At 34.6% G+C, this 6,890-nt stretch carries 5 protein-coding genes; 2 read left to right on the top strand and 3 right to left on the bottom strand.

All coding sequences use genetic code 11. The annotated features are described in order from the left end of the window. The 3 genes from F6K22_RS25970 to F6K22_RS25960 form a co-directional block, all read right to left on the bottom strand. On the bottom strand, positions 1-1,711 hold a 1,711-nt coding region (locus F6K22_RS25970), incomplete at its 3' end, for a response regulator (protein WP_293104684.1). A 949-nt stretch (positions 1,712-2,660) separates the two neighbouring features. After that, positions 2,661-2,903: a NifU family protein gene (locus F6K22_RS25965; protein WP_293104682.1), complete on the bottom strand. Its 243-nt coding sequence runs from the start codon at positions 2,901-2,903 to the stop codon at positions 2,661-2,663. A 95-nt stretch (positions 2,904-2,998) separates the two neighbouring features. Then, positions 2,999-3,646: a DUF3386 domain-containing protein gene (locus F6K22_RS25960; protein ID WP_293104679.1), complete on the bottom strand. Its 648-nt coding sequence runs from the start codon at positions 3,644-3,646 to the stop codon at positions 2,999-3,001. A gap of 783 nt (positions 3,647-4,429) precedes the next feature. Between F6K22_RS25960 and F6K22_RS25955 the strand changes: the two genes are divergently transcribed. Beyond that, positions 4,430-6,193 (top strand): serine/threonine-protein kinase, encoded by a 1,764-nt coding sequence (locus tag F6K22_RS25955; protein WP_293104677.1) that lies wholly within the window; start codon positions 4,430-4,432, stop codon positions 6,191-6,193. Between the two features lie 141 nt (positions 6,194-6,334). Continuing rightward, a partial coding sequence (locus F6K22_RS25950; RefSeq protein WP_293104674.1) for a TauD/TfdA family dioxygenase occupies positions 6,335-6,890 on the top strand: 556 nt, incomplete at its 3' end.

The raw sequence follows: 6,890 nt of genomic DNA, 5'->3' as shown, positions 1-6,890 counted from the left end.
AAATTAATAAATCTGGGACTGTATCTTCCAAAGTTTTCCAGAAATCTCGTTCATCATTCAGGGTGACGGCTTTAATTCCCCACTGCGTTAGTATGTGTTTGATAATCTCTAAAGTTGACCAATCGTAATCTACTATCATAACAGTTCCAGGTATCTGATTTTTTCGCCAGATATCTAATACTATATCTATTACTTGAGCTGCTGGTAGTTGCTTTGTTAAATATGCTGATGCTCCTAATTTAGCAATCTTAATTCGATCGCTCAAGTCTCCCTGAGTATTAAGTACAACTACTGGTAAAAATGGCATCTGACTCGACAATTTTGCTAAGATTTTTTCCGCATTGCTGGTAATCTCAAGGTCTAGTAAAACTACATTTGCAGAAAATAATAAATCTTGGCAATGGGAGTGGCAGTCATGATTAATATAAGCATCTATATCTGTAAGTAATGTAGAATTTTTCGCCAGTATACATTGTACTTTTTTAGTAGTAGCTTCCTGAAGTAATTGTTTAGCTAATAAATTATCTTCTAGTATTAACAATAACTTGCATTCTTGGGAAAAACTATCTGTATAACTTAAATAAGTTTCTGTAGAGGATTTAGCATCAATATATTTTGGTTGCTGATTTAGACTTTGTTTATTATCGATATTACTATTATGCCTATCTATCTCGTTGCGTAGAGTGCTAAGTAGTTTAGATATATGAAAATTTTTTGCAGAATTAATAGGTAGTTCTGCTGTCAATAAAGTTTCTATTTCTCTAGCCAAATCTGAGCCATAGGCCAAACCAAATGTACCGAGAGAACCTGCTAATTTATGAGCTTCTTGTTGTGCTTGATGTTGCAAATTAGTCTCTAATTTTCCATTTTTTCCAGCTATTACTGCTTGTTCTACCACATCAATTCGTTCACTTATACTTCCCTTAACTCTATCCCAAATTTTATTTATTGACTGTTGCAGCTTTTGTTGATATTTATTAGATATATTAGGTTCAGTTTTATCCTTTTTTTGACTTTTTTTGAGAGGTAAATTATTCTTTTGTTGTTTAAGTCTATAACCTAAACCATAGACAGTTTCAATTAAATCAGTGGGAGCATTTACTGATTTTAATTTGTGTCTTAAACCTTTAATATGCGCTCTAACAGTATCTTCTGTGGGTGTGTCTTCCAAATCCCAAACCCGATCTAAAATTACACTACAACTAAATACTCTTTGGGTATTGTGCATCAACAGATTTAGTATTTCATATTCTTTAGGAGTAAGATTTAACTGCTTGTCATTGTAACTAACTTCACAACTTTGAGGATTCAAACATAAACCACCCCATTTTTTAATAACAGAAGCAGACTCATTTCCCCGTCGTAATAATGCTCTAATTCTAGCTAAAAGTTCTTCCAGATTAAATGGTTTGACTACATAATCATCAGCTCCAGCATCTAAACCTTTTATCTTATCTTGACTGTTGTCGCGAGCTGTTAAAAGTAAAATAGGAATTTTTTTATTAAAATAGCGCAACTTTTGACATAGAGTAATACCATCTAATTTTGGCAGCATTACATCTAATAAAATCAAATCATAATTAAAAGCTTGAGCTTGCTCCCAACCTGCTTGACCATCTGTGGCTATATCAACTACAAAAAGTTGTTCGGTTAAGGCATCAGCTAAAGTTTTGGCGATAATCTTATCATCTTCTACAACTAAAATTTTCATTGATTGCTTGTTTTAATTAATTGTAGTTAGTGTTGTTTTAATCAGCTTTTTTAGTAAGTAAGTTTTATTAAAAAAATAGCGTCGATCAAATAGATGATATACAGTATTTTATAATTTTAGGAAACACCGAATCTGGGAACACTATAGGAGGGAAAAATACTGTATTTATTCATAAAATAACCCCTATAGTAGAGTGATTTGTTAATATTTACCTGTGTGATAACAATTAATAGGGTTTCACGGAAGTCATGCTTTCCAAACTCAAAAGTTAAAAGTCATCTTTGAGCGACTAAATAAAATAAATTACTCCACAGTAATTCCAGGGAATTATTTCACATCATAAGTTGGAAAATATTTGTGACATTTTTAAAGTTAATTACTGTAACTTATAGATAGTTTTTTTTCTACTAGCTCAGAACTACTAAAATACAGTTTATTACTTATGATCGGCAAATAAAATAAGTAGATTATTGAATAACAAACTATATGTTTTTGCCGTTCAATTTTTAGGTACTTTGAGAGTAAGGCAGTGGTGTACAAGTAGTGATATTTAAAGAAAAATTCCAGTAGGCAAGTAATTACTATTCTTTTGATAAGGAGAGAATTAGGGCAGTTTTATGTTTCCTATTAAAATGTTCCCTACTTCCACCGTAAATCACTACATCTATACCCCTACGGTTCAGGGACTGATACACTCATACAAAAGTTAACTACAATAGCTTTTCAGCTTATACCAATGTCAAAAACCTTAATGCCTAGTTTTAGTGCTATACAAGACCACCTCAAGTTATAGCTAGCAGATCATCTTTTTACTTTTACACTTAGAAATATGGTACTAATATTTCAATATCAGAGCATATTAATTATTTAATTGTTGATGAAACTGTGTAACTTATATTGATAAATTTCCCACCCACATTTAAAAATAATGTGGGCGGATAAAATATGCTTACATTACAGAATTAACTTCAGCAATTTCAGGAATTTTTTCCTGGAGTTTACGCTCTATACCCATTTTAAGAGTCATGGTAGAACTGGGACAAGAACTACAAGCTCCCTGTAATCTGAGATTAACTATTGGACCGTCAATATCTACTAATTCGACGTTACCACCATCTGCTGCAAGAAAGGGACGTAATTCATCTAATACAGTTTCAACATTTTCCTTAGTAAGTGCTAGTGCTTGACTCATTTTTTTCTCCTTGTTTTTTTGAATCTATTACAGATACTAGAACTATGGTTCATCCTAACTGACTGAACAGGGAAATAAACCAAAATTTCAGATTTTTATACAACTGCTGGTTCTAATAGTTTTATATTAGAATAGTTAAATTCAGTTGTTGTTTTTTGACCCTTTTCTGTAGAATTAACAACTTGACGAACCATTATGTAGTAGTTGCCAATTTTTTCATAAGAGTCCTCAAATTCTAGTTCCCTAATTACTTCATTGGTTTGAGGGTTACGGAAAATAGCGTTATAGTGAGTAGCAATACAACCTTCTGGTGTCTCCAAGCTTTTATGGGTATTAATCACGAAGGCCATCCGACCCATTACTCGACTAACTAGACAAATTTCTTTGCCTCTAACTTTGTAATTTGACCCCATGGCATCCCCTTCAACGAGAATTTCAACTGCGCCTGAACCGTCGCTATTACCAAGACTGAAGCTATTTTTACCGTGGGATGCTTCAAATGATGAACGTTTGCGGTGAGTAACTACGTCCCGTAGTTGGGTATAAACGCTTTGTTGTACTTCTTCGTCTGGGATACCTGTGACTTCTACAGTTAAGTCTGGCTTAATCCAAATTTGGCCGTTGTATACTTCTGATCCTTGTTTAAGTTCGATATTAGCACTACAACCAGGAAAATTAGAGTCCCAAGTGTAGCGATTTTCGTAGGCAGCTTTAAATAAATCACGAGCATTTTGCTCAGTCATAGAAACCTCGTTTTCTAGAAATTATCTTCTATTATTTTACCATTAAATAGTAGTTTTGGCATTTAAGACTATAGGAAATGACAAGTATAACAATTCTGTTACAGTCATAATATTTTGGTGCATATTTGGAGTTGCCGAGTCAGGATTCACCTAGTTATAATTTCCAGATTTTTCTGTGAATTTTAGCTATTATTTAATTCCTCAAAATTTATTGATAATTGCTAAGTATTATGTGCCCAAATAATTGAACATTTGTCAGCAGGAATAATTACTGGAAACCAAAAATATACTTGTATAGCAATCCTCTGCACAGTTGTAATATTTTGGTGGTAGTTAAGAGTCAGGTAGGGGAGCCGTCGGATTGGCGACGTACAGAATTTCAAGAGTTTTCAGTTAAAATTAACTGTTATAAAAATTTTCACAACCAATGGGCGGATTGCTATATCTGTTATTCAGCTTTATTTAACTATACAGGAGTTTTTTTATGGGTAGAATACAATAGGGGCGTTCCATGGAAAGTCCCTACAAGGTTTTGATTTTAACGTGAGGTTATCTATCTGAAAAATCCTGTAAACATCACAACTTTTAACTTATGAAAAAACTGAAATTTTGAGATATAGCATATTTTTTTATGAGCAAATAAAAATATTTTTATAATTGTTAACAATTACGCTGAGAATTTGTAATTGCTACTAAATAAAAAACATGATAGAATAAGAAAAATATAATTTTTGCATCAGCCCCCCCATTGACAAGCAGAAAAAATACGGTGGTACTATTAATATGAAACAAGACCTTTCCAGTCACGGCTATGAAATTATTAGAGAAATGGAACGTCACCAACAGCAAGGAGAAGTTACATATCAGGGACTAGGTCTTAAACAAGACCAACAAGTTGTCATCAAAGAATTTCGTTTTGCAGATGGTGAAGCTAATTGGGCAGGATTTGAAGCTTATGAACGGGAAGTAGAAATTCTCAAACAACTACAACATCCTCGCATTCCCAACTATATTGATGCCCTAGAAACTTCTGAAGGATTTTGTTTAATTACAGAATATCAAGAGGGAAAATCTTTAGCAGAAAGAAGAAGTTTTACTCCAGAACAAATTAAGCAAATTGCTATTTCAATTTTAGAGATTTTAGTTTATTTACAAAAGTCTACGCCACCAATTATTCATGGCAATATTAAACCAGAAAATATATTAGTTGGCGCTTACTCCAACGGTGATAAATTTCCTACCGCATATTTAATTAATTTTGGTTCTGCGCGTATGGGAATAGAAGAGAGTTTGACTGATGGTTTGAGTGGTACACCAGGGTTTATGTCACCAGAACAAGAATTGAATGGTACAGTCACTATCAATTCTGATTTATATAGTTTGGGTGTAACTCTAATCTGCTTACTGACAGGTACTCCTAGTACAGATGTCAAAAAATTAATTGACCGCAACTATCGCTTTAATGTCAAAAAATTAACGCCACAACTGAGTACGTTATTCACAATGTGGCTAGAAAAAATGGTATCTCCTAACGACAAAGATCGCTTTGAAAATGCAGCAGCAGCTTTAGCTGCACTCAAACCAATTCCTGTTTTTGGTGATGCTGCTAATTTTAAGAATGTGGCGATGGCAATGCAACCTGTAAAAGCATCTGCCATTGTGGGAGTTGCTAGTATTGCTGCTCTTGCTGTCTTGGCGACAAGTTTAACAGTTTTCCGACAGCAACGATATCAAACGAATTTCCAGAGAACACAAAGACCTCAGCAGGAAAGGACGATCGCCAGATTTTCTGGTAACAGCTCAATTGCTAAATTGCGAGCAACTTCAGAATGTTACAGTTGCAACCTCCGCGGTGCAAATTTGGCAGCTCTAAAACTTGAAGATGCTTATTTGCGAGATGCAAATTTATTGAAAGCTAATTTGAGGGGTGTTGAACTTAGGGGGGCAAGATTACAAAATGCGAACCTCAAGGAAGCGCAATTGCAAGGAGCAAATTTAATCAAGGCTAAACTACAGGAAGCAAATTTGTCTCGCGCTCGTTTAGAAGGTGCAAATTTAACCCATTCTAATTTGCAAAATGCCACATTGGAAAGAGCTTCTCTTGGTGGAGCAAGTTTACGTCGAGCAGTTTTAGAAAGTGCTAACCTACGGCAAGCTAATTTATCTGGTGCAAATTTGACCCATGTAAATTTGCGTGCTGCTAATCTCCATGGTGCTAATCTCAATGATGCTAATCTCACTAGAGCAAATTTAAAGGGAGCTAATTTAAAGGGAGCAAATTTAAGTGGTGCAAAGATGCATCGTGCTAGTCTCCGAGGTTTAGATCTCAGAGGTGCGACTTTAAAAGATGCTAGTCTCAGGAGAGTAGATTTAGTGGGAGCAAATTTAGCAGGTGTTAAGTTAATGGATGCTGACCTTGAGGGAGCTAACTTGAAGGGAGCTAACCTGAAGAATGCTAATTTACTAGGTGCAAACCTGGAAAATATAAATTTGGAAGGTGCTAATTTGCAAGGTGCAATTATGCCTGATGGTAGTTTTATTGAATAGATGGTCATTTCAGTTATCAGTTATCAGTTATCAATACCTTAAATTTGAAGTAGGAGACTTGAAATACTGAATTTTCTTGATTTTATCCTCTTGAAATGGGAGGTTTGAGACCTAATTTTTTGGTCAGTTAGTGGGGGTTTGGTGACCAAACTCCTACTTGGCAATAATTTCCTTGAAGGCAATATTTTGGCAGCAACAACAATGAAACTGAATGAAGACGATAAACCACATAAAGAATTAAATCAAAGTTTTCCTGTAGCAACTGCTAAACAAAACTGCACTGATTTTAATTCCCTGCTTGATTATCTCAAAAATCATCAGCACGAACTCAAGTCTATTCTGACAAATCATGGTGCTGTGGTTATTAGGGGATATGAAGTGAAAACTCCCGAGCAATTTCAACAAGTGGGATTGAATATTTTTCCCAATCTGCAAAATCAATATCCTGGTGGCGCACCTCGTCATAAAGTTGCTGAATATGTTTGGACTGCTTCTGAATTACCAAATTATCTGCCAATTGCTGGTCATACAGAATTATCTTACTCGCCATCAGACAGACCTACTTATATATTATTTTTTTCGCCTCAAGTTGCTAAAAGTGGAGGGGAAACTCCAGTTATTGATATGAAATCAGTTTTATTAGATTTACCCGAACAGTTACAGCAGAAGTTTTCCCACACCAATTTGGTCACGAAAT

Source organism: Okeania sp. SIO2F4 (genome assembly GCF_010672385.1).
Taxonomy (GTDB): Bacteria; Cyanobacteriota; Cyanobacteriia; order Cyanobacteriales; family Microcoleaceae; genus Trichodesmium.
The sequence above is the reverse complement of the archived record's forward strand: the minus strand, read 5'-3'. Positions and strand labels throughout refer to the sequence as shown.

Coding starts and splice junctions, on each gene's coding strand:
- F6K22_RS25965 (WP_293104682.1), bottom strand. CDS start 2,903: ATGAGTCAAGCACTAGCACTTACTAAGGAAAATGTTGAAACTGTATTA.
- F6K22_RS25960 (WP_293104679.1), bottom strand. CDS start 3,646: ATGACTGAGCAAAATGCTCGTGATTTATTTAAAGCTGCCTACGAAAAT.
- F6K22_RS25955 (WP_293104677.1), top strand. CDS start 4,430: ATGAAACAAGACCTTTCCAGTCACGGCTATGAAATTATTAGAGAAATG.